Consider the following 21,493-nt stretch of genomic DNA (forward strand, 5'->3'; position numbering starts at 1 on the left):
GCATTAGCCGGCGCGGGAAGACGGCCGGTTCAAACCGGCCCGACGTTTCGTCTATCCCGCTCGTCTATCCCGCGGCGATCTTGGCGGCTTCGCTCGCCGCGCGCTGCATGCTGTTCGACATCTCGGTCGTCACCGTGCTCTGCTCCTCGACGGCTGCCGCCGTCGAGGTCACATACTCGCTCACATTGTGAATGGCCTGCTTGATCTCGCCGAGCGCCAGCACCACCTCGCCCGAGATGTTGTTGAGACCTTCGATCTCCTGCCCGATCTTGTCGGTGGCGTGCTTGGCCTGATTGGCGAGGCTCTTCACCTCGGAGGCCACGACGGCGAAGCCGCGTCCGGCCTCGCCGGCGCGGGCGGATTCGATCGTCGCGTTCAGTGCCAGCAGATTGATCTGCCCGGTGATGTTGTCGATCATCTCGACGATGCCGCTCATCGCTTGCGTCGCGGCGGAGAGATGCTGCGCCTGGGTGTCCGCCGCCCCGACGCGATCGACTGCGCCCATCGCGGTTTCCCGCGACTTGGTCATGGCCTCGGAGATCTCGCGCACGGAGGCGTTGAGCTCCTCGGCGCCGGCCGCAACCGATTCCATCATGCCGCGCACGCGCTCGTTGCCCATTCGCACCAGAACCTGCTTCGTGACGTCGGTCGCGTATTTGACGACCTTGAACGGCCTGCCGTTCAGATCGAGGATCGGATTGTACGACGCCTGGATGTAGACCTCCCTGCCGCCCTTTCCGATCCGCTTGTATTCGCCGGCCTGATATTCGCCTCGGTTGAGCTTGGCCCAGAAGTTGCGATAGCCGGCGCCGTCGCGCTCGATTGGCTCGACGAACATGCTGTGGTGCTTGCCGCTGATTTCGCCGAGCGTATAGCCGAGCGCGGCCAGGAAATTGTCGTTCGCCGTGATCACCGTGCCGTCCATGTTGAACTCGATCACCGCCTGCGACTTTCCGATCGCCGCAATCTGGCCGGCCAGATCGGCGGTCTTCAGCTTTGCGGCCGTGACGTCAGTCGCGAACTTGACCACCGCGAACGGCTTGCCCCGCTCGTCGAGGATCGGATTGTAGGACGCGAGAATCCAGACCTCCTTGCCGTTCTTGCCGAGCCGTTTGTACTCGGCCGCCTGGTATTCGCCGCGATTGAGCTTGGCCCAGAAGTCGCGATAGGCCGCGCTGTCGCGCTCGGCGGGCTCGACGAACATGCTGTGGTGCTTGCCCTGGATTTCCCGTAACTCATAACCCATGACCTTCAGGAAGTTTTCGTTGGCCGTGGTGACCGTGCCGTCCATGTTGAACTCGATCACGGCCTGAGAGCGGTCGAGCGCGGCGATCTTGCCACTGTCCTTGAGGTGGGCGATCTTCTTGGCCGTGATGTCGATGGCGATCTTGACGATCTTGCAGGGCTTGCCCTTGGCGTCGAGAACCGGATTGTACGAGGCTTCGATCCAAACCTCGCGGCCGCCCTTGCCGATCCGCTTGAATTCCGCAGCCTGGAAGTCTCCGTTGTTCAACGCGGCCCAGAACGCGCGATAGTCCGCGCTCTCGCGCTGATCCGCGGGCACGAACATCGAATGATGCTTGCCCTGAATCTCCTCGAGACGGTAGCCAAGTGCGTCGAGAAAGTTCTTGTTCGCCGTTCGGATAGTGCCGTCCATGTCGAATTCGATCATGGCTTGGGAGCGGCTGATGGCAGCGAGTTGAGCCTCTGCGCCTCCAGCGGTCTTGCGAGCGAACATCGAGCGGAGTCCTTCCAGATGGGAGCGAATTCGATGATGGTATTTGCGGGTTGTTAGCTGTACGCATCTACCGGCGGCAGAGAAGGGGACGGCTCGAACGAACGACCTGCCGTCGAACCTTCCGGCACACTGAACTAATTCAGCCGACAGCATCTCGGCTCTTAGCAGGGGAGATTCGCGTCGTTCGCGAGCCAGCTAACATCGACGAAAGTGGCGAAATCTTCTTAAGATTTGCGCTTCGGCGTTTAACGAATGTTATGCACTTGTGCTCGGGATCGTTCCTGATTTAATGCTGCCGTGATGCGCACAGAGAAGCGCCCCTGATGGGGAGACAGGACATCGGACCGCCGACGAGATGTGCCTCTTGTCCTGCCAGCGACAAGGGATTTTGCGGAGCTATCTTTGCGTCGTGCGGCGATCGAGCGGCTTTCAAGGAGCTGGATCAACGCTTCTTCACGGTCGCGGCCGGCCATCCCGTAGGAACCGACTCGGACATCATCGTCCTCTGCAGTGGATGGGCGTTCCGCTATCTGCCGTTCAGCGACGGCAGGCGGCAGATCGTGAAGTTCCTGTTTACGGGAGATTTTGCGTCCGTCCGGATGATCTTCTCGAACGTGCCGTCGCGTGCGGATTTTTCCGTCAAGTCGCTCTCGGATGTCCAAGTTTGCGCTTTCCACGCCGGCGCCTTGCGCAGGAAGTGCCTGACTGATCCCTCCCTGGTGGCGCTCGGGTTCGAGCTGCTCTTGCAGGAGAGGTCGGACGCGTATGAGCTCGCGAGCGTTCTGGGACAGCGCCCCGCCGAAGGCCGGATCGCCTTTCTCATTCTCAGCCTGATGAGACGGGCTAACGCGGGCCGGCTCGATCAATCTCGAAGATATTCGCTGCCGCTGCGCCAGCAGCACATCGCCGACACGGTCGGCCTTACCACCGTTCACGTCAGCCGCATCCTGGCGCAGTTTCGCGATCGTGGCATGCTGACGATCAGCGAGGGCAGCATCATCGTGCACGACCTGCCGGCGCTCGAGGACGCGGGTGCGCTGACATAGCCTGAGCCGCCTTCGCCGTACGAGGCATCGCAAATGCCGCTCGGAGCTGCGCCGCCGTCGGGCAGGAGGTCATCGCATCCGCGTAGCCTTCACATCACCCCGATGCTCTTCAGGCTGGTGTGGCCGTTCTTGCCGACGATGATGTGGTCGTGAACCGTGATTCCCAGCGGCTTGGCGATCTCCACGATCGTCTTGGTCATCCGGATGTCGGCCTGTGACGGCGTCGGATCGCCCGAGGGATGGTTGTGCACCAGGATGATCGCGGTGGCCGACAATTCGAGCGCCCGCTTGATCACCTCGCGTGGATAGACCGGCGTATGATCGACGGTGCCGGTCTGCTGCACCTCGTCGGCGATCAGCTGATTGCGCTTGTCGAGAAACAACAGCCTGAACTGCTCCTTGTCGGCGAACGCCATGCTGGTGCGGCAATAGGTGATGACGTCCTGCCAGGACGCCAGCGCGTGCTTCTGCCGCACCTCGCCCCTGGCGATGCGGTGCGCGGCGGCGGCGATCAGCTTGAGCTGGGTGATCGAGGCGTCGCCGACGCCGTCGATCTCGCGCAGCCGCGGCTCCGGCGCGTGGATCACCTCGGCGAACGATCCGAACGTTTTCAGCAGCGCCTTCGCCAGCGGCTTGACGTCGCGCCGCGGCAGCGCGGCGAACAGCACCATCTCCAGCAGCTCGTAGTCGTTGAGCGCGTCGGGGCCGGCGCTGTGAAAGCGCTCGCGCAGCCGCTGCCGGTGGCCGTGATAGTGCGGCGTGTCCGGCGGCGTATCGTTGGAAGGAGGGGCTTTGTCGGGCATCGGCGTCAGCATGCCGTGATGCCGCATTTTTGCAACCTCGAAGTGCTCGCGCGCCACGGGGCGCGCCTTGCTAGGCCGCGCGTCCCGTCAGCACGACGGCGAGGCCGACGATGAGCGAAAACGCTGTGGGATAGAAGGTGAGCGCAAAGCCGAAGGCGCGGCCCGCCGCGCCCCTGGCATAGCCGAGCCAGAACAGCAGCCGCCCGAGGCCGAACAGGATCACGAGCGTGAGCAGCAGGGGCGCGGGATGAGGCAGCGTCGCCGCCAGGCCGAGATGCACCGTGACCGCGAGCGCGGCCTGCTCCAGCGTGTTCTGCAGGATCGCATTTCCCCTGCGGACCGCATCGCTCGCGACCGTGGTCGCGCTGCCGGCGATGTCCTGGGCCGAGAAGAAGCGCAGCCGGGCGACATTGCCGATCGCGGCGAGCAGCCAGGCGATCACGAACAGATCGAGCCGCAGCGCGATGGCGAGGCGCTCTGCGGCGGGCTCCGCAGGGCCGTCGCCTCGCCACAGCGCGACGCCGATGGCCGCGATCGCGATCAGCGCGGCTGCGGCCATGCCGGCGGCGACCTGGGTCTGCTCGCGATGGAATGCTGCATCCTCGGCCATCGCGATCGAGTCCTCCTGGGGCACCGGACGACGTCCATTTTGCCAGTCCGGCGATCCTGCTTACAATGGCAGACCGCGGAGGAAGGCTTCGATGCTGGCGAGGACGGGCCTCTGGTCGCCGGCGAACATCCAATGGTCGGCGCCGTCGAGCTCGACGAAACGTGCGTGGCGGATCTGGCCGGCGAGATGCCGCCCGGCCCCGACGACCACTGCGCGATCGTGGCCACGGTGCAGCACCAGGGTCGGTGCGGATATCCGGGCGAGCAGGTGGCGCACGTCCATATCCCTGAAGGCTTCGAGCAGGCCCTTGATGGCGCCGGGGCTGGATGCTGCGCGAAGCAGTCCGGCCCACCAGGCGCGCGCCTGGGGATCGCCGGCCAGGCTCGGCGCGAACGTCTCGATGCCGGCCGGTCCGCCCCATCCGGCCACGAGCTGCCGCAGCCAGATGCCGTACTGGCCGGCCTGCAGCGCATGCGGATAGTCGGCCGCAGCGCTGCCCTTGGCGAGCGAGGCGAACAGGATCAGCCCGGCGACACGTTCGGGATGGTCGGCCGCGAAGGTGATGCAGGCCGGTCCGCCTTCGGAGGCGCCGAGCAGCACCGTGCGCCGGCTGCCGGCGGCGTCGAGCACGGTCGCGATGTCGCGCGCGGTCGCCTCGACGCTCGGGCTGAAACCGACCCGGTCGGAGAGCCCGATGCCGCGGCGGTCGAACAGGATCAGACGGCCGATTCTGGCGAGCGCGGACAGCAAGGCCCGGCAGCGCGGCTCCTCCCAGATCCGTTCGACATGCGAGACGAAGCCGGGCAGCAGCAGAATGTCCAGCGGACCGGCGCCGTAGGTCTGATAGGCGAGATGAACGCCGTCGCCGAGGACATAGCGCGTCGGCGGCGCGCTTTCGCCGTGGGCCGCGACGCCCTGCGCCAGCAGCGCCAGCGTCTCCGCCTCGGGGGGCACGCCGAGCTCGTCGCGCAGCCGCTGTGTCAGGGCGCCGAGATGGCGCTCGGCGGCGGCGCGGTCGCCGGCCAGCAGCAGGCTGCGGATCAGGGCGCGGCCATAGACCTCGCTGAGCGGATCGAACGCGACGAGGCGCCGGGCGTGGAGCGCGGCCGCGGCATGATCACCGGACACGCTGCGATCCTGCACCACGCGCTCCAGTGCCTGGACCGCCCGGCCGCGCAGGGCCTCACGCCGGAAGAACGCCCATTCCTCGAACTGCGGACAGTCGCCGGGCGTGAAGCCATCCAGGAAGTCGCCGGAATAGAGGCGGCAGGCCGGCGCAAATTCGCCGCGGTCGCACGCCGCTTCGAACAGTCCCGAGTCGACCTCCAGCTCGACGGCGGCGGCCCATCGAACCGTCGCGCGATCGATGGTGAGGCAGCCGTCGCCGAGCGTGAGTTGGAGCCGGTGCAGCAGGCGGCGCAGCCTTGCGCGCGCCACCTCCTCGGAACTCTCGGGCCAGAGCATCGTCGCCAGCACATCGCGCGCGACGGGGCCTTTGGCTTCCGCCAGATAGACCAGCAGGGCGAGGCCCTTCCTCAGCGCCAGCGGGCAGGGCTCACCGTCGCGATGCAGCTCGGGAAAGCCTAATGTCCGGATGCGGAACTGAACCATCGGGATGCGACCTGCATGGCTGCGTCCGGGGGACGCTCGGGGGACGGTCGATTGGTAAGGGCTCAGGCTCGCACGAGACGTGACCGATCCCAGGATCGGGCGTCTCGATCACGGCCATGCCGTCCTCGATGCAACAAGGAAACATTCATGTCCGGACGCCTCCTCATCATGCTCTACGCCATCACGAGCTATGCCGTCTTTCTTGGGTCGTTCGTATGGGCGGTCGGTTTCGTCGGCAATTACAACTATCTCACGGCCAAGTCGATCGACGTCGGCGTGTCCAGCGCCGTGACCGAGGCCGTCGTCGTCGACGTGCTGCTGCTCGCGCTGTTCGCGATCCAGCACAGCGTGATGGCGCGGCCGGCCTTCAAGCGCGCATTGACGCGCATCATTCCGGCGGCCGCCGAGCGCAGCACCTATGTGCTGCTGTCCAGCCTGATCCTGCTGCTGCTGTTCTGGCAATGGCGTCCGATCCCGAATCCGGTCTGGCACGTCGAGGGTGCCGCCGCGGGCGTGCTGACCGGCCTCCACTGGCTCGGCTGGATCATCGCGCTGTCCTCGACCTACATGATCGATCATTTCGACCTGTTCGGCCTGCGCCAGGCCGTGCTCGCCCTCCGCGGCAGTGCCGGGATGGCGCAGCCTTTCAGAACGCCGCTGCTGTATCGGCTGGTGCGCCACCCGCTGATGCTGGGCTTCCTGCTCGCCTTCTGGGCCACGCCGGAGATGTCGGTCGGCCACCTGCTATTCGCCGCCCTCAGCACGGCCTACATCCTGGTCGGGCTGCAGCTCGAGGAGCGCGATCTGGTCGCCCAGTTCGGTGACACCTACCAGCGCTATCGCCGGCAGGTGCCGATGCTGCTGCCACGGCTGATCGGCGGCCGGCGGACCGCGGAGACCGAGACGGAGGCGCACGGCGCGCAGTAGCCGGCGCGGGCTCGACGTCGCCAGGGCCTCGTCGAGCGCGCTCGCCTTTGATTGCGGACTTGCTCGATGCAGCGCCCACGCAGACGTGAATTGGAGCGGGGGACCTCAGCACCTATGTCGGGCTTGAATGCTGCGATGCAAAATCGCAGATCGACAGCCTCCGTTCTCATCGGGCCCTATGGCCTGCCGTTCCTCCCCGAGAGAGATCCACGTTGACCACCATCACGTCCGATTCCGGCGACTCGCTGTCGGCCTGGATCACGCTGCTATTGGCCTTTTCCTGCGGGCTGATCGTCGCCAACATCTATTACGCGCAGCCGCTGATCGGGCCGATCAGCGCCGACCTCGGGCTGCGGCCGCAGCTCGCGGGACTGCTGGTGACGATGAGCCAGATCGGCTACGGCGCGGGTCTGTTGTTCGTGGTGCCGCTCGGCGATCTCATCGAGAACCGCAAGCTCGTCATCACGACCATCATCGTCGGCGCGGCCGCGCTCGGCTGCGCGGCGCTGGCGACGAGCCCGTCGACGTTCCTGCTCTCGGCGCTGCTGATCGGCTTCGGCTCGGTCGCGGTGCAGATCCTGATCCCCTATGCCGGGCACATGGCGCCGGAGGCGATCCGCGGCCGCACCGTCGGCAACGTCACCACCGGCCTGATGCTCGGCATCATGCTGGCGCGGCCGCTGGCGAGCTTCGTCGCGGCGCATGCGTCCTGGCACGTCATCTATGCGGCCTCGGCGCTCGCCATGCTGATCCTGGCCGTCGTGCTGCGCCTCGCGCTGCCGCCGCGCGAGCCGCAGGCGCGGCTGAGCTACGGCCAGCTGCTCGGCTCGATGGTCGAGCTTTATCGCGACACGCCGGCGCTGCGCCGCCGTGCGCTGTACCAGGCCGCGCTGTTCGGCGGCTTCAGCGTGTTCTGGACCACGTCCCCGCTGCTGCTGGCCGGGCCCGATTTCCGGATGTCGCAGACCGGCATCGCGCTGTTCGCGCTGGCCGGCGTCGCCGGCGCGATCATGGCGCCGGTCGCGGGCCGCATCGCCGACCGCGGCTGGACCCGGCCGGCGACGATCGCCTCGATGCTGATGTGCGCGCTCGGCTTCGCGCTGACATTGGCGGCACCGCTCGGAACCCCTTGGTCGCTGGCGACTTTGGTGATCGCCGCCATCGCGATCGATTGCGGCGCGCAGCTCAGCCTGATCCTCGGCTATCGCGTGCTGTTCGTGCTCGGCGCCGGCCAGCGCAGCCGGCTGAACGGGCTCTATATGACCACCTTCTTCGTCGCCGGCGCCGCCGGCTCCGGCCTCGGTGCCTGGGCATACGCCCATGGCGGCTGGACAGCCGCCGCCGCGCTCGGCACGGCGCTGCCGCTCGCCGCTTTGGCCTATCAGTTCACCGAGCCGAAATGATCAGAACGGGCTGCGCTTGAGCCCGGGCACCAGCGCCGCGAGCCGGTCCTTGATCCATGGCGCCGGCGGCAGCTTTCCGGTGGGCATCTCGACCGCGGCGGCCGGCTTGCGGCTCACGGCGAGCGTCAGGGTCGCGAGATAATGGTCGCGCTCCTCCTTCACCGCGCAATGCGCGCGGTGTTCGGGATCGGCTTCGGTCGCGACGCGGTCATTGGCATTGATGACGAGCCGCTGCTTCGGCCGTCCGGTGTAGTCGGGCACGTTGGTGTAGATGAACTCGTTCAGCGCCTCGGGAAAGAACGTCTGTCCGGTCAGCACCGTGGTCTCGTCGACAAACACCCTGAAGTGGATGTGGGTGGCACGGCCGGCATACCAGCCGGGATAAATCGTCCTGAAGCCGGCCCAGCCGGCGGCATCGGCCATCTGGGTGCCGCGCAGATACGTCTTGCCGCTCTGGTCGAGCTTGTGGGTGTCGCTCTGGCCGGGATAGCCCGAATAGATCCCGCGGGCGTCGCAGTGCCAGATGTCGACGCGCGCGCCTGGTACCGGCGCGCAGGTGCCGGCCTCGATGACGCGAAGGCGCAGCCTGAGCGGCACGCCCGGCCGGTCCTCGGCGATCTCGGCACGCACCAGCTTGGGATCGAGATAATAGGGACCGGATTCCGACTGCGGCGTCAGGAAGCAGGCCTCGTCGGCATTCGCCGACGCGGGAGCCGTCTCCGACGCTGCGCGGGCCGGCGGCGTCAGCAGCGCTGCGCCCGCCGAGAGCAGGCCGAGAACGCCACGGCGTGTTGCGTTGGTCAGAGCAGCCTCCCGCGGTCGCATGCGATGGAAGCGGCAGTCGATCAGCCCGGCATGGCAACAATCGGACGCCCGGTGACCATTGGGCCAGGCAGCCCGCTCACACCTGCGTCAGCGGCTTCTCGCCATGGCGCTCCGAGAGCGTGAATATCTCGACGCCGTCATTGGTGACGCCGACCGAGTGCTCGAACTGTGCCGACAGCGAGCGGTCGCGCGTGACGGCGGTCCAGCCGTCGGACAGGATCTTCACATGCGGCTTGCCGAGATTGATCATCGGCTCGATGGTGAAGAACATGCCGGGCTTCAGCAGCACGCCCTCGCCGGGACGGCCGACATGGATGATGTTCGGCTCGTCGTGGAACAGCCGGCCGAGGCCGTGGCCGCAGAAGTCGCGCACCACGCTCATGCCCTGCGGCTCGACGAAGCTCTGGATCGCATGGCCGATATCGCCGGTGGTGGCGCCGGGCTTCACCGCGGCGATGCCGCGCATCATCGATTCGTAGGTCACCTCGATCAGCCGCTCGGCCTTGCGCGCGATCGGCCCGATCGCATACATGCGGCTCGAATCGCCGTACCAGCCGTCGACGATGAAGGTGACGTCGACATTGATGATGTCGCCTTCCTTCAGCGGCCGGTCGTTCGGCATGCCGTGGCAGACCACGTGGTTGATCGACGTGCAGGTCGAGTAGCGATAGCCCCGATACATCAGCGTCGCCGGATAGGCGCCATGGCTGAAGGCGAAGTCACGGACGAAATCGTCGATTCGCGAGGTCGGCACGCCCGGCTTGACGATGTCGGTGAGCGCATCGAGGCACTTCGACACCAGCGCGCCGGCCTTGCGCATGCCGGCAAAGCCGCTCGGGCCGTGCAGCTTGATCTGGCCGTTCTTGCGCGCAGCAGCGTCGGTCGCTTCGATATAGTTCATGGGCCTGTTTCGTTCTCAGGGGTGTCGCGGGGTGATCGCCTAATTTAATGATCGTGCCGGCCGGTGCAAGCCGGGTGTGCGCGGCCGGACCTGCCGCCTAGCCGGCCGGCACTTCCAGCGTGGTCTCCACCGGCAGGGCACCACCGCGAACGCGAAGCTCTCGCACCGGATACGGCACCCTGATGCCCTCGCGCTTGAAGGCCTCCCACAGCGCCAGCATCACCTCGCTCTTGACGCTGTCCATGTAGCTGGGATCGGCGATCCATGTGGTCAGCGAGAACTTCATGCCGGCCTCGGTGAACTCGGTCAGCAGGCAGTTCGGCGCCTTCGATTTCAAGGTGCGCGGCGTCTCGGCCGCGATCTCGGTGGCGAGCTTGCAGACGACGCGGGGATCGGCGTCGTAGTTGGTGCCGAAATTGACCTTCACGAGCGTGTTCTTGTCGGTGTAGGTCCAGTTGGTCACCTTCTGGGTGACAAGATCCTCGTTCGGGATCAGGAACTCGCGGCCGTCGCCGGCGGCGACAGAGATGTAGCGCGTGTTCATCGCGCTGATGCGCCCCGAGCTGTCGCCGATGGTGACGAGATCGCCCGGCTTCACCGATTTGTCAGCCAGCAGGATGATGCCCGCGACGAAATTGGCGACGATGCGCTGCAGGCCGAGGCCGATACCGACACCGGCGGCGCCGGAGAAGATCGCGAGCGCCGACAGGTTGATGCCGACCGCACTGATCGCAATCGCAACGCCGAGGATCATCAGGCCCATGCGGACCATCTTGATCAGGAGCACCTGGATCGACGGTGTCAGGTCGGTCGAACGCGTGATACGGCTCTCGACGAAATTGCTGGCGACGTTGGTCAGCCACAGCACCGCGAGCAGCAGCACGCCGAGCTTGATCACCAGCAGCGGCGTCAACCTGAGGCCGCCGAGCACGACCGAGATGGAATCGAGCGCGTCGACCACATTGTCGAGCTGGCCGATGATGCTGAGCGCGGCGACCAGCCAGGCCGAGATCGACACGATCTGCACGATGAAGGTGCTGCGGATCACCGAAGTGATCAGCCGGATCACCAGCCAGGCCAGCGCCAGCTTGAGCGCGACGGCGAGCAGGTAGCTGCGGCTCGGCCAGGTCCACAGCAACATGCCGGTGCGGGCGATCCGCATCAGGATCACGAACACGACCGTGGTGACGCTTTCCAGCAGCACCCGCAGCAGCTGGCGCAGCGGGCCCGGCCAGCCCATCGCCAGCGAGGTCATGTCGATGCGGGCGCGCACGGCAGCGCTGGCGGCAAAGGCGATGCCGGCGCCGCTCAGCACCAGCCCGAGCTGAAGATAGAACCACGGCGAAGTGACCTCGGCGCCGATCGAGCGGCCAACGGTCTGCAGGAATTCGAGAACGTCTTTCAGGTCGAGGTCCATCAGCGGGGTCTCGGAGGGGAACAGGGGCGCGGGTTGGCCGGATCAGCGGGATTTAGTTCGTTTTCGTCACGGGCGATTGCCGCGAAATATACCCCGAACGCGGGCAAGGATGGAAAAATGGGCATATCGCCGCGATAAGAGCAAATCCGGTTGGCGTGCAAGTGTGGCGACGATAAGGATGTAAAACTCGGATTCATCAACGTTTTTTCATGACATCCCTCGACGCCGTCAGCATTGCAATCCTCCTCGGTGCGGTCCTCGTCATGGCCGGCATCCTGTCGAGCCTGCTGGCGCTGCGCTTCGGCGCACCGCTGCTGCTGGTGTTCCTGGTGATCGGCATGCTGGCGGGCGATTCCGGCCCTGGTCATATCGAGTTTCAGGACGTCCGTACCACCTATCTGGTGGGCTCCGTCGCGCTGGCGCTGATCCTGTTCGACGGCGGCCTGCGCACGCGTTTCCAGAGCATCCGCACCGTGCTGGCGCCCTCGATGGTGCTTGCGACCGTCGGCGTGCTGATGACCGCCTTCATCACCGCACCGGTGGCGAAATATGCCCTCGACCTCGGCTGGACCGAGGCGACGCTGGTCGGCGCCGTCATCGCCTCGACGGATGCGGCGGCCGTGTTCCTGCTGGTCCACGCCCAGGGCCTGCGGCTGCGCCCGCGCGTCGGCGCCACGCTGGAGGCGGAGTCCGGCAGCAACGATCCGTTCGCCGTGTTCCTCACCCTGATGCTGGTCGAGCTGATCTCGGTCGGTCACGGCAGTATCGGACATTTCGTGTTCGAGCTGGTCCGCGAGGCCGTGCTCGGCACGCTGTTCGGCATCGTCGGCGGCCGCCTCGTCGTCATCGGCCTCAACCGGGTCTCGCTGCCGCAGGGCCTGCACGCGCCGTTCGTGACCACCGCTGCGCTGGTCATCTTCGGCATGGCGCAGATCGCGCACGGCTCCGGCTTCCTCGCGGTCTATCTCGCCGGCCTGATCGTCGGCAACCGGCCGACGCGGGCGCACAACTCTGTCGTCACCTTCCTCGATGCCGCGACCTGGCTTGCCCAGATCGTGATGTTCGTGCTGCTTGGGCTACTGGTGTCGCCGCAGCGGCTGCTCGACAGCCTGCTGCCGGCGATTGCCGTCGCGCTGATGCTGATGCTGGTGGCGCGACCCGTCGCGGTGTTTCTCTGCCTCTATCCGTTCCGGTTCAACTGGCGGGAGAAGGCGTTCATCGCCTGGACCGGCCTGCGCGGCGCGGTCGCGATCTTCCTGGCCTCGATCCCGCTGCTGGTCGGCCTGTCCAACGCCTATCTTTATTTCGACGTCGCGTTCGTGGTGGTGATCATCTCGCTGCTGGCGCAGGGCTGGACACTCGGCGTCGCCGCACGCAAGCTGCACGTGGCGCTGCCGCGCACCGATCGCGGCCCGCGCCGCATCGAGCTTGATCTGCCCGGCCAGCTCGAGCAGCAATTGGTCGGCTATTCGATCCGCTCCAAGAGCCTGTACTTCCGCCGCGGCCTGATCCCGTCCTGGTCGAAGCCGACCCTGGTGATCCGCAACCAGCAGATCCTGTCGCCGCCCGAGGCCGAGCCGATCGCGCCCGGTGACTACCTCTATCTGCTGGCGCCGCCGGAAAAGGCCGAGTCGCTCGACCGCTTCTTCGTCGACATGCCGCCGTCGGCGGCGCCCGACCCGCATCTGCTCGGCGACTTCATGGTCTCGGCCGAGCATACGCTCGACGAGGTCTCCGGCATCTATGGCGTCAAGCTCGGCGAGGGCGAGGACAAGCTGACGCTGGCCGACTATTTCGACATCCACCTCGACAACGCGCCGAAGGAAGGCGCGACCGTGGCGCTCGACACCATCGTGCTGGTCGCCCGCTCGATCTCCGGCGGCCGCGTCAACGTGGTCGGCCTGCGCCTGCCGGAGGACGAAGAAGAGGTGCCGGTGCTGACGCGCAAAGAGCGGATGAAGCGCAGACTGGCCGAAGTCTGGTCGTCGGTTGCGGGAGTGTGAGCGTCACTCTGCCGCGGGCAGGACCGCGATCGAAATCGCATTGTCCGGCGCGCCGCTGACCTGCAACACCAGGGGATGCGATCCCAGCTCGTACTTCAGGGTCTTGCGGATGCCGTCGCAATCGGTGGCGCCGCTGAAGCCGGCGGGTTTGAGGATCTTGCCGTCCTGCACGACGTCGATCCAGGCCGCGGCCGACAGGCTGATCGTGTACACGCCCGCCTTGGGCGCTGCGGTGATCCGCGTGAGGCCGGCGAAGGTGCCGTCCTTGGGCGCGCGTTCCGGTGGCATCGCCAGCCTGGCCTCGGCCGTCGGACGCAGCTCCAGCACCATGCCGGTGGCCGGGATGGCGGCGATCTCGGCGCCCGATACCAGCTTCTCGCGGTTGGCCGCGGTCAGAGCGGCACGCTCGCGCGCGATGTCCCATTTGAATTTGTCGCAGCCGCTCGGTTCGGCGGCAGCCGCAGCCGAGCTCGCGGCCAGCGTGAGGAGGAAGGCAGTCGTGGCGGGACGGATCAGGATCATGACGGACTCGCGACTGTTGCGCCGCGCAGCGGCGCGCGGCATTTCGATACCGCGATAACAGGAGGTGGAGGGACCGTCATCCCCTTCGATCGTCGCGCTCACGGCGCGAACGATGTCATTCTAAAGCAATCCAGCCTTACTGCGATTCCTGCGCCGCGTCAGCCGTCGCTGAATCAATTCTTGGCGTCCGGCGCATGCAGCACCGCTCGGCAGCCAGGCGGCAGTTGCGCCATCGTAATCGGTTGCGGCGGCTTGGGTGGCTCTTTCGGCGGCAGCGGATGCAGCACCGCGTCCGAGAACCAATAGTCGAGGTCGCCGCAGCCATCGCCGCCCTCCTGGTTGGTCTGGCCGTGGCAGTCCGGGTTGCCCGGCGGGCACACCATGCGGATGTGGAAGTGATAGTCGTGTCCCCACCACGGCCGCACCTTGGTGAGCCAGCTGCGGTCGCCCCTGGCGTCCCGGCATAGCGCCTTCTTGATCGCGGCGTTGACGAAGATGCGCTGCACCGACGGCTCCTGGGCGGCGGCCCGGATCACGGCGAGGTGGCCCTTCGTGAACACGCGCGGATCGACATCGAGGCGATCGGGCCGAACCATCATGACCGCCGACATCTCCTCGCGCTCGTTGCGCGACAGCCTGTGGTCGGGCATCGGCGTCAGCCAGATGTCGGCGTCGAGCCCGATCTGATGGCTGGCATGGCCGCTCAGCGCCGGACCGCCGCGCGGCTGGCCGATATCGCCGACCAGGATGCCGGGCCAGCCAGCATCCTTGTGCGCGCGGGTCGCCAGCCGCTTCAGCAGCGCGATCAGGTTGGGATGGCCGAAATTGCGGTTGCGCGACAGCCGCATCACCTGCCAGCCCTCGCCATTGATCGGCATTCGCTCGGCGCCGGCGATGCAGCCGCGATTGTAGGTTCCAATCACCTTGGTCGGTTGCGCCGACGGCAGGATCCTGCGAGCGAACAGCTCCTTGGCCGGCGTATTCGGATCGTCCGGATGCGCCAATGGCGGCAGGGCCTTTGGCTCGACGCTGCCCTTGTCCTGGGCATGGGCCGGGGTCGCCGCGGCAATGACGGCCGAACTGATGATGGCGACCAGAATCAGGCGGACATGCATGAAGCCAGTGTAGCGTTTGCCGACCGGCCGAGTTGCCCAATTCTACGTCAACAGCAGGTCATTCAAGCTATTTTAACCTGGCTCTAACCCTGCTGCCGGATTGGCGGAACTGGCTGAACTCGGTTCAATTGCGTGAGTTCGTTCGGTAAATGAACAATAAGCGCAAGGCCACTGCACGGTATGCGGGTCTTTTCTGGCCGGTGGCAACCGACGTCACATATCGCTGGTTGTACCGCAGCCCTTGGTTGATCCTCGGCGCAAGGCTCAACTCTCCAAATACGCGAGTGCATCTCCCTATTCCCGTAACCAATGGCTGTCGTGTTCTGCATCAAGATACCATTTTTTCAGAAACGTGGCTGAAAACTGCCTTTTGAGAAGGAGAGTGAGGCACGCGATGCGGCCCGTTCGGCCACCCACGGCAAAAAAGCGCAATCGCGTGCCAAGCGCCCGCGATGCAGTTCACCCGGTCAAGCCAAGCCCGAAATTGCGGCGGCACAACCTGCGCAAGCTTGGCCCTGGCGATGGGAGCAAGTGCGCCGAAATGGCGATGGCGGAGGCGAAGAAGGCGCATGATCGGCTGATCGAAGCGATCGACCTTCTTCCCGAGGGGATCGTGTTCCTCGACGCCGACGGCCGTTACATCCTCTGGAACAAGAAATACGCCGAAATCTACAACCGCAGCTCGGACCTGTTCGAATCCGGCGCCCGGCTGCAGGACACGATCCGGATCGGCGTTGCCCGCGGCGACTATCCGGAAGCCGCCGGCCGCGAGGAGGAGTGGATCGCCGAACGGCTCGAAAAGCTGTTTCATCCGAGCGGCCGCCACGAGCAGAAGCTGTCGGACGGCCGCACCATCCTGATCGAGGAGCGTCTGACCGGCGATGGCGGCATCGTTGGCCTCCGCGTCGACATTACCGAATTGAAGCAGCGCGAGGAGTCGTTCCGCCTGCTGTTCGACGGCAATCCGGTGCCGATGATCGTCTGCGCGACGGATGATGGGCGCGTGCTCGGCGTCAACGAAGCGGCGGCCCAGCATTACGGCTATAGCCGGGACGCCTTCGAGCGGCTCAGCATCCGCAGCCTGCAGGCCTATGACAGCGAGCCGCCCTGGGCAGGCGAGCAGTCCAGCGAGGAGCAGGCGGCGCGCACCTGGAAGCATGTCCGCGCCGATGGCGCCCTGATCGATCTCGCGATCTATTCGCGCCATCTTGTCCACAACGCCCAGCCCGCGGTGCTGCTGGCGCTGATGGACATCACCGAGCGCAAGCGCGCCGAGGCGCGGCTCGCCTTCCTCGCCCAGCACGACGCACTGACCGGCCTGCCGAGCCGCAACCTGCTGCGCCAGAAGATCGATGACAAGCTTTCCCAGATGCGGCGCGGCTCCGAGAAGATCGCTGTGCTGGTGCTTGGCCTCGATAATTTTAAGTCGATCAACGATACCCTCGGCCACGCGGTCGGCGACCGGCTGTTGCGCGGGGTCGGCAAGCGGCTGCGCTCGGTCCTGCGTCAGGAGGACATCGTCGCGCGACTGAACTCCGACGAGTTCGCGGTGGTGCAGGGAGGGCAGGCGCGGCCGGAGGATGCGGCCCAGCTCTGCCGCCGGCTGCTGGAGGCGATCGCCGATCCCTATCTCATCGACGGCAGCTCGGTGACGATCGGTGCCACGATCGGCATCGCCATGGCGCCGAACGACGGCGACGACGCCGAGAAGCTGCTCAAGAATGCCGACATGGCGCTGTCGCGCGCCAAGAACGAGACGCGCGGCACCTTCAGCTATTTCGAGTCCGGCATGGATGCGCGGGCGCAGAGCCGGCGCAAGATCGAATCCGAGCTGCGCGAGGCCATCCAGCGCGACGTGCTACAGCCGCATTATCAGCCGCTGATCGACCTCTCGACCGGACGCATCACCGGCTTCGAGGCGCTGGCGCGCTGGCCGCATCCCGAGCGCGGCATGATCCCGCCGTCGGAGTTCATCCCGGTCGCCGAGGAGACCGGCCTGATCTCGGCGCTTGGCCGCGCGATGTTGCGCCAGGCCTGCAACGACGCGGCGAAATGGCCGGACGACGTCCGTGTCGCCGTGAACATGTCGCCGCTGCAGTTCCGCGTCGGCAATGTGCTGTCGCTGGTGATGGACGTGCTCAAGCAGTCGGGCCTGCCGGCGAGCCGGCTCGAGCTCGAGATCACCGAGACGCTGGTGCTGGAGAAGAGCGGCCAGGTGCTGGCCACCCTGCATGCGTTGCGCGCGCTGGGCGTCCGCATTTCGATGGACGATTTCGGCACCGGCTATTCCAGCCTGAGCTATCTGCGCAGCTTTCCGTTCGACAAGATCAAGGTCGATCAGTCCTTCATCCGCGGTCTCGCCGCCAATCGCGAGGCGCAGGCGATCGTCCGCTCGATCGTCAGCCTCGGCAAGGGGCTCGGCGTGACGATCACGGCCGAGGGTGTCGAGACGGAGGCGGAGCTCCGCTGTCTGCGCGCCGAGGGCTGCCATGAAGGGCAGGGCTATCTGTTCAGCCGGCCCCGGCCCAATGTCGACATCGTCCGGCTGTTGCAGGCGCAGCGGGACGCCATGGACGGCGCCTCACCCGGCAACGCGCTGGTGGCTTGAGCGAGCGACGCTGGCCGCTGTTGGACGCGCCTCGAAGCGCCGCCGATAAGCCGCGGGTGATGTTCCGACGATGCGCCGGAAAGCGACGCGAAAGGTTTCGAGCGACCGGTAGCCGCACTGCGCCGCGACGTCCGCCAGGGAAAGCGTCGCGTTCTCCAGCAGCTCCCGCGCCCGCGCCATGCGCTCCTGCTGCAGCCAGGCCGCGGGGCCGGCGCCCGTGCTGTCCTTGAAAGATCGTAGCAAGGATCGCTCGCTCATCCCGGCGCGCTTGGCCATCGCACTGATCGCGATCGGCTGCGCCAGTCGCGCGCGTGCCCAATCCATGACGTCGCCGATCGTCCGTCCCGGGCGGATCTGGACCGGTGCGACGACGTACTGCGCCTGCCCGCCGTCCCGGTGCGGCGGCATCACCAGCCGCCGGGCAACGCTGTTCGCAACCTTGCTGCCGAAGTCGCGCCGGACCAGATGCAGGCAGGCGTCGATGCCCGCCGCACTGCCGGCCGAGGTGACGACATTGCCCTCGTCGACGTAGAGCGTGTCCTCCTCGATGCGAATATTCGGATAGAGTCGCTTCAGGTCGGGGATGTGCCGCCAATGCGTGGTGGCGCGCCTGCCGTCGAGCAGCCCTGCCGCCGCCAGAACGAACACGCCCGAGCAGATCGACAGGCACCGCGCCCCCCGCGCCGCCGCCTGCGCGATGGCGCGCAGCAGGCGCTCCGGCGGCCGCTCATTGCGATCGCGCCACCCCGGCACGATGATCGTGCTGGCATCCTTCAGCCGCGCAAGCGGCGCGCCGGCCTCCACCACGATGCCGCCGATGGCGCGTGACCTTCGTCCCTCGGCCGAAACCACCTTGAACCGGTACCACGGGAAATCGAACTCTGGCCGTGGCAGCCCGAAGACTTCGACCGCGATGCCGAACTCGAACGTGCACAGCCCGTCATAGGCGATGACCGCGACGAGGCCGGGATCGTGCGGAGGGCTGCTGGCTGCGGCTGACGGCATTGGCGGAAACCTACCGGACTTTGTCCGATCCGTCACTTGGGTCGCCCGGCGTAGCGCGCGAGATTGGAGCTCACGCAACGTCGCAGGAGAGAGACGATGACGACCCATGTCACCGAGGTGCCCGCAGCCCCGTCAGCCCAGGCGCTCGCCCATTTCGAGGCGATGCTCTCCTTCGAGACCGATTGCTGGGACGTGCACGAAAGTCTCCATGCCGCGGCTCCGGACTTCATCCTGGTGGATGTCAGGGGTCCGGCCTCGTTTGCCAGGGGGCATATCGCCGGCGCCATCAACATCCCGCACCGGACCATGACCGCGGAGCGGATGGCCGAGTACGCGAACCACAGGCTGTTCGTGGTCTACTGCGCCGGCCCGCACTGCAACGGCGCCAACCGCGCCGCGATCCGGCTTGCGCGGCTCGGGCTTCCCGTCAAGATGATGATCGGCGGCATCACCGGCTGGCTCGACGAGGGCTTTGCGCTCACGACCGGCGATTGAACTTGAGCACCCGGTTCTTACGCCATCCTCAGTGTCGTCCCGGCGAACGCCGGGATCCATACCGCGGAAGCTATCGAGGGACGGGGCTGGCAGTTGTCTGCCTCACGCCAGCCGGTGGCTATGGGTCCGGCTCAAGGCCGGGACGACACCGGCTTTCGGGGGCGCAGCGTCGGCAACTATCACTACGCCGCCTTGCGCAGGCCGGCGAGGAAGGTGTCGACGCTCTTGAACAGGTCGTTCGCATGCTTGCCGAGGTCGCGCGTGGCGACCATGACGTGATCGGCGAGCTGGCGCGACTGCTCGGCCGCGTCGCTGGCGCCGACGACGTTCTGCGACACCTCGTTGGTGCCGGACGCCGCCTGCTGGACGCTGCGCGCGATCTCGCGCGTCGCCGAGCCCTGCTGCTCGACGGCGGCGGCGATGGTCGCGGCAATGCCGCTGATCTCCTGGATCGTGCCGCTGATGCCGCCGATGGCGCTGACGCAGTCGGACGTCGCGGCCTGGATCGAGCTGACCTGGCCGGCGATCTCTTCCGTCGCCTTGGCGGTCTGACCCGCCAGCTCCTTGACCTCGGCGGCGACGACCGCAAAGCCGCGGCCCGCCTCGCCGGCGCGCGCCGCCTCGATGGTGGCGTTGAGCGCGAGCAGGTTGGTCTGGCTCGCGATCGCGTCGATCAGGCGCAGCACGTCGCCGATCCGCTCGGCGGCGACCGCGAGGCTCTCGACCATCTCGGTGGTCTGCCGCGCCTTGATCACGGCGCCGTCGGCGACCTTGCTGGAATGCGCGACCTGGCGGCCGATCTCGGTCACCGAGGAGGCGAGCTCCTCCGAGGCCGCGGCGACGGTCGATACGCCGCTGGAAGCTTCCTCGGACGCCGCCGCCGCGGCCGCCGTGCGCTGCGAGGTGCCGTTGACGCTGACCGTGATCTCGTGGACGACGCGCTCCATGTCCGCCGTCGCCTTGGCGACCGAGGACACGACGCCCTTGACGTCGGCCTCGAACCGGTCGGCCATCTGTCGCTGTAGCGCCTGCTTCTCCTGCTCGGCGCGGTGTTGCGTCGCCTCCTGCGACTCGCGCAGGCTGGCCGTCTCGATCATGTTGCGGCGGAACACGTCGACCGCCTGCGCCATCGTGCCGAGCTCATCCTTGCGCTGGCCGCCGGGGATTGCGACCTCGGTGTCGCCGCTCGAGAGCCGGTGCATGACGGCAGTGATCGCGACCAGCGGACGCGAGATGCCGCGGGCGACGAACAGCGCGACGATGACGGCGAGCAGCAGGATCACGACCGTGCCGATGATCAGCTGCTGCTGCGCGCTGGCGGCGGCGGCCTCGTAAGCCGTGGTGTCCTTGATCAGCTCGAGCACGGCGATCGGGTCGCCGGCGTAGTTCCTGATCTGGCCGGCATAGACCGCGGCGGGCTTGCCGGCCAGGGTGGCATCGCGCAGCAGTGCCGTGCCCTTGAACACTGCGAGCACCTCGTCCGGGGTGGCGACGGTCTCGTCGCCGAACGTCGAGGACAGCCGCTTCGGCTGGCCGTCGTTGATCCAGTAGACGGCGAGATCGATGCCGAAGCGCTGCTTGGCGCGCTCGACGAATTCCTTGCCGAAGGCGGCGCCGACGTCGACGGTCGCGATCACCTTGCCGTCGCGCACGATCGGGGTCATGCCGAAGATGCCGAGCGACAGCCGGCTCTGCTCGACGCCGGCGATCAGGCGGCCGGTCTGGTTGGCCTGCACCACCGTGATGCGGCGCTTCGAGGTGTCGTCGCCGAACACCTTCGGCTCATGCACGCGATAGAAATTGGTGGCCGGCGGCGCCCATACGTTCACCAGCGGAATGCCTTGCGCCTTCAGCGACGTCATGGCGCCGCCGAGCAGGGCGCCGAGCGCGTCGCGGTCACCCTTGAGATAGGCATCGGCGATCGGCGGCAGCGCCGCCAGGGTGGAGCTCACCGCCAGCGCGGCGCGGCCTTCATAGTCGATGCCGGCCGACACGCTGTCGAACTGCAGCTTCAACTGCTGCTCCAGCGCCAGTCGGGTCAGGGCGCGCTGCTGGATGACGGAGAAGGTGCCGAGCACGGCACAGGCGATGGCGACGGTGAGTGAGAGCGCGATGATCAGGCGGGCGGAGATCGATCGGAGGCGGGACATTGGGGCATTCCTTGCTTTGCAGCAAGGGTCCCAGAATACCATTAAGGAACAGATACCGTAGTTGTACGGGAGCACCGATTCAGCCGAGGGCGTCCCACGTTCCGCTTCCCCGTCCATCGCATTGGACGATCGGGGTGTCGTGCTCTTCCGTCACGACGTCGTCATGGCCGGGCTTGTCCCGGCCATCCCCGTCGTTCGGCACGCTGAGAACCACGTGGATGCCCAGGGCAAGCCCGGCCATGACGGAGTAACTAATTGGCAGGATGGCTCGTCGCGACTGCCCAGCCGTTCTATGGGCGATAGCCCTGCGGTCG

At 66.7% G+C, this 21,493-nt stretch carries 18 protein-coding genes; 6 read left to right on the forward strand and 12 right to left on the reverse strand.

Annotation, left to right across the window (positions count from 1 at the left end; translation table 11 throughout):
• Positions 1–64: 64 nt before the first annotated feature.
• A complete protein-coding gene (locus ACQR10_RS14920; protein ID WP_316216784.1) occupies positions 65–1,738 on the reverse strand; it encodes a methyl-accepting chemotaxis protein in 1,674 nt (557 codons plus the stop codon).
• A gap of 323 nt (positions 1,739–2,061) precedes the next feature.
• On the opposite strand from ACQR10_RS14920, the gene ACQR10_RS14925 reads away from it, so the two are divergent.
• Positions 2,062–2,784 carry a Crp/Fnr family transcriptional regulator gene (locus ACQR10_RS14925; protein WP_315800520.1) on the forward strand — a complete coding sequence of 241 codons (723 nt, stop codon included), beginning with the start codon at positions 2,062–2,064 and terminating at the stop codon, positions 2,782–2,784.
• Between the two features lie 89 nt (positions 2,785–2,873).
• On the opposite strand, the gene radC is transcribed toward ACQR10_RS14925, so the two are convergent.
• The 3 genes from radC to ACQR10_RS14940 all read right to left on the reverse strand — a co-directional run bounded on the left by radC (position 2,874) and on the right by ACQR10_RS14940 (position 5,808).
• Positions 2,874–3,587 (reverse strand): RadC family protein, encoded by a 714-nt coding sequence (gene radC / locus ACQR10_RS14930; RefSeq protein ID WP_316216876.1) that lies wholly within the window; start codon positions 3,585–3,587, stop codon positions 2,874–2,876.
• 70 nt (positions 3,588–3,657) lie between these two features.
• Positions 3,658–4,221: an MAPEG family protein gene (locus ACQR10_RS14935; RefSeq protein WP_316216783.1), complete on the reverse strand. Its 564-nt coding sequence runs from the start codon at positions 4,219–4,221 to the stop codon at positions 3,658–3,660.
• A gap of 36 nt (positions 4,222–4,257) precedes the next feature.
• Positions 4,258–5,808, reverse strand: a complete 1,551-nt coding sequence (locus tag ACQR10_RS14940; protein ID WP_316216782.1) for an alpha/beta fold hydrolase — start codon at positions 5,806–5,808, stop codon at positions 4,258–4,260.
• Positions 5,809–5,955: 147 nt separating this feature from the next.
• Here ACQR10_RS14940 and mddA point away from each other — a divergent pair, with 147 nt between their 5' ends.
• Both mddA and ACQR10_RS14950 read left to right on the forward strand, forming a co-directional pair.
• Positions 5,956–6,735 (forward strand): methanethiol S-methyltransferase, encoded by a 780-nt coding sequence (gene mddA, locus ACQR10_RS14945; protein ID WP_316216781.1) that lies wholly within the window; start codon positions 5,956–5,958, stop codon positions 6,733–6,735.
• Between the two features lie 212 nt (positions 6,736–6,947).
• Complete coding sequence (locus ACQR10_RS14950; protein ID WP_316216780.1) at positions 6,948–8,138, forward strand: MFS transporter; 1,191 nt, start codon at positions 6,948–6,950, stop codon at positions 8,136–8,138.
• Here ACQR10_RS14950 and ACQR10_RS14955 read toward each other — a convergent pair whose 3' ends face one another.
• The 3 genes from ACQR10_RS14955 to ACQR10_RS14965 form a co-directional block, all read right to left on the reverse strand.
• Positions 8,139–8,942, reverse strand: coding sequence for an intradiol ring-cleavage dioxygenase (locus ACQR10_RS14955; RefSeq protein ID WP_316216875.1), 804 nt, complete (start codon positions 8,940–8,942; stop codon positions 8,139–8,141).
• Between the two features lie 97 nt (positions 8,943–9,039).
• On the reverse strand, positions 9,040–9,864 hold the full coding sequence (gene map, locus ACQR10_RS14960; RefSeq protein ID WP_315800515.1) for a type I methionyl aminopeptidase: 825 nt from the start codon (positions 9,862–9,864) through the stop codon (positions 9,040–9,042).
• A gap of 97 nt (positions 9,865–9,961) precedes the next feature.
• A complete protein-coding gene (locus tag ACQR10_RS14965) occupies positions 9,962–11,281 on the reverse strand; it encodes a mechanosensitive ion channel family protein (protein ID WP_316183129.1) in 1,320 nt (439 codons plus the stop codon).
• A gap of 209 nt (positions 11,282–11,490) precedes the next feature.
• On the opposite strand from ACQR10_RS14965, the gene ACQR10_RS14970 reads away from it, so the two are divergent.
• The gene (locus tag ACQR10_RS14970) at positions 11,491–13,284 is read left to right on the forward strand and encodes a potassium/proton antiporter (protein ID WP_316216779.1); all 1,794 of its coding nucleotides are present in this window, start codon (positions 11,491–11,493) and stop codon (positions 13,282–13,284) included.
• Between the two features lie 3 nt (positions 13,285–13,287).
• On the opposite strand, the gene ACQR10_RS14975 is transcribed toward ACQR10_RS14970, so the two are convergent.
• Positions 13,288–13,806 carry a hypothetical protein gene (locus ACQR10_RS14975; RefSeq protein WP_316216778.1) on the reverse strand — a complete coding sequence of 173 codons (519 nt, stop codon included), beginning with the start codon at positions 13,804–13,806 and terminating at the stop codon, positions 13,288–13,290.
• Between the two features lie 173 nt (positions 13,807–13,979).
• Positions 13,980–14,921: a penicillin-insensitive murein endopeptidase gene (mepA, locus tag ACQR10_RS14980; RefSeq protein ID WP_316216777.1), complete on the reverse strand. Its 942-nt coding sequence runs from the start codon at positions 14,919–14,921 to the stop codon at positions 13,980–13,982.
• A 394-nt stretch (positions 14,922–15,315) separates the two neighbouring features.
• On the opposite strand from mepA, the gene ACQR10_RS14985 reads away from it, so the two are divergent.
• Positions 15,316–17,529, forward strand: coding sequence for a putative bifunctional diguanylate cyclase/phosphodiesterase (locus ACQR10_RS14985; protein ID WP_316216776.1), 2,214 nt, complete (start codon positions 15,316–15,318; stop codon positions 17,527–17,529).
• On the opposite strand, the gene ftrA is transcribed toward ACQR10_RS14985, so the two are convergent.
• Positions 17,503–18,534 (reverse strand): transcriptional regulator FtrA, encoded by a 1,032-nt coding sequence (ftrA, locus tag ACQR10_RS14990; RefSeq protein ID WP_316216775.1) that lies wholly within the window; start codon positions 18,532–18,534, stop codon positions 17,503–17,505. The two genes, ACQR10_RS14985 and ftrA, sit on opposite strands and share 27 nt — an antisense overlap.
• Positions 18,535–18,630: 96 nt before the next feature.
• On the opposite strand from ftrA, the gene ACQR10_RS14995 reads away from it, so the two are divergent.
• A complete protein-coding gene (locus tag ACQR10_RS14995; RefSeq protein ID WP_316216774.1) occupies positions 18,631–19,029 on the forward strand; it encodes a rhodanese-like domain-containing protein in 399 nt (132 codons plus the stop codon).
• 182 nt (positions 19,030–19,211) lie between these two features.
• Here the strand turns inward: ACQR10_RS14995 and ACQR10_RS15000 are convergent, their stop codons facing one another.
• Positions 19,212–21,179: a methyl-accepting chemotaxis protein gene (locus tag ACQR10_RS15000; protein ID WP_316216773.1), complete on the reverse strand. Its 1,968-nt coding sequence runs from the start codon at positions 21,177–21,179 to the stop codon at positions 19,212–19,214.
• Between the two features lie 79 nt (positions 21,180–21,258).
• Complete coding sequence (locus tag ACQR10_RS15005; RefSeq protein WP_434846496.1) at positions 21,259–21,420, reverse strand: hypothetical protein; 162 nt, start codon at positions 21,418–21,420, stop codon at positions 21,259–21,261.
• Positions 21,421–21,493 lie beyond the last annotated feature (73 nt).

Origin of the sequence: Bradyrhizobium sp. HKCCYLRH2060 (assembly GCF_051168135.1) — a bacterium.
Lineage (GTDB): Bacteria > Pseudomonadota > Alphaproteobacteria > Rhizobiales > Xanthobacteraceae > Bradyrhizobium.